General features: G+C 66.8%; 3 protein-coding genes. All 3 read left to right on the forward strand.

What is annotated here, in order from left to right:
• The coding region (locus tag AC4FAH_RS08530; protein WP_490245897.1) for a helix-turn-helix domain-containing protein at positions 1–375 on the forward strand (375 nt) is incomplete at its 5' end.
• 122 nt (positions 376–497) lie between these two features.
• Complete coding sequence (locus tag AC4FAH_RS08535; RefSeq protein ID WP_084589350.1) at positions 498–1,259, forward strand: DUF1007 family protein; 762 nt, start codon at positions 498–500, stop codon at positions 1,257–1,259.
• Positions 1,249–1,819: HoxN/HupN/NixA family nickel/cobalt transporter (locus tag AC4FAH_RS08540; protein WP_490245898.1), on the forward strand; the 571-nt coding region annotated here is incomplete at its 3' end. The genes AC4FAH_RS08535 and AC4FAH_RS08540, both read left to right, overlap by 11 nt.

A 1,819-nucleotide genomic window follows, 5' to 3' on the forward strand; every position in this document is an offset into this window, starting at 1 on the left:
TTGATGGCGGCGGACTGGCCGGGCAATCTGTGGCAGCTGCGCCAGGCCGCCAGTCGCCGCGTGGTGCTGGGGGAATCGCCCATGACGCGGCAGTCATCCGTACCAGGCAGTGCCTCAGCGGAGCAGGACGCAGGCGAGGTCGGCAATGGCGTGAGCGACGAGGCGCTGGCGAGCAGCGAGGAGCATGGGCTGGCGGCACAGGTGGCGATGTTCGAGTCGACCTTGATTCGCGCCGCCTTGACCCGTGCACGCGGCAACATCGCTCAGGTGCTGGAAGAGCTGGCGCTGCCGCGGCGTACGCTCAATCTCAAGATGCACAAATACGGGCTGCGCCGAGAAGACTTTCGCCATGGCCATGATGATTCGGCGAACTGACCGCCATCAAAGCCTGTCGAAGATGTCCTCGGGCCGCGTCGGGATGCCGCCCGTTTTGTCATGAAGTAACATCCTGCCAATCCCTTCCTGTCGTCCCCGTGACGTTCTGCCGGAGTTTCCCGATGTCTGTTGCTGTTCATCGCCTGGTGGCGGCGCTGTCGTCCGCGCTGGCGCGTTTCCCGTCTCGTCACAGCCTGCGCCCCGCAGTCTGGCTGACACCGTTGTTGATGCTGGGCACCCTGGTGGCCAGTCAGCCCGCCGCCGCGCATCCGCACGGCTGGGTCGATCTGCGGGTGACGCTGCGCCTCGATGACCAGGGGCGGGCCGTCGCGATGCGCCAGTATTGGCTGCTCGACCCCTTCTACAGTCTGACGCTGCGTCAGGAGCTGGCCGCGCTCGAGGACGATACCAGCATGGAGCAGCGCCTCGATGTGCTGGGCAGCGAGATTCTGGCCAATCTGTCGCAGTTCGATTACTACACCCATGTCACGCTGGACGGCGAACCCGTGGCGCTTGGCAAGGCGACGCGCCAGACCACCTGGCTCAAGGGTGAGCGTGTCGCCTTCCAGATGGAGCTGCCGCTGGCCGAGCCGGTGGCGATGGCTGGCCACACCCTCAGTTATCGCATCTATGACCCCACCTATTACATCGAGATTCTGCATGACCCGGATGCCATCGCCGTGCAGCAAGGGCTGGTGGTGAGCGGGCTGGAAGGGCAGGACTCGGCGCTGAGCTGCACGCCGGGCATCACGCCGGCCGACCCGGACCCGTCCAAGGTCGCCGAGGCCTCGATGCTGGATATCAACGCCACCGCACCGATGGATCTCGGCCAGTACTTCGCCGAGGTCGGCAGTGTCAGCTGTGAGGTGGCTGATGAGCAGTGAGCCGAAGGACACCAGCGGGCTTGGCGATATCAAGAGCCTCAAGGGCATGCGTGATGGCCTGCTGAAGCCGGCCTCGTCGCGGGGGCGGCGACTGGCCGGCTGGCTGGCGGTCGGCTGCGGGCTGCTTGTGCTGGGCATGGCGCTCTGGCCAGGCCTGGTGCAGGGCTGGGGCGAGGCGCTGGGGTGGGTCTTTGCCGAGCAATCGCGTTTCCAGCGCTCGCTGGGGCACGCCATGAGTGAGCTTGCCGCCCATCCCGGCACGCCCTGGGCGCTGATCGGGCTGTCCTTCGCCTATGGCGTGCTGCATGCCGCGGGCCCCGGGCATGGCAAGGTCGTCATCAGTACGCTGCTGGTCAGCCAGCCCATCGTTCGGCGCCGTGCGCTGTGGCTGTCGTTGCTGGCGGCCTTGCTGCAGGGCGTCAGTGCGCTGGTGCTGGTCGGCCTCGGGGCGGGTCTGCTCGACTGGGCGGGGCGTGATGTGCTCGGACAGGTCGAGAAGGTCACCCTGCTCAGTCATCTCGGGGTGCTGGTGCTGGGGCTGTTGCTGCTGTGGCGCGCCG

This window comes from Cobetia sp., assembly GCF_983723665.1.

What these genes read in the sequence shown, in the direction of transcription:
- AC4FAH_RS08535 (WP_084589350.1), top strand. Translation starts at nt 498, where the DNA reads ATGTCTGTTGCTGTTCATCGCCTGGTGGCGGCGCTGTCGTCCGCGCTG.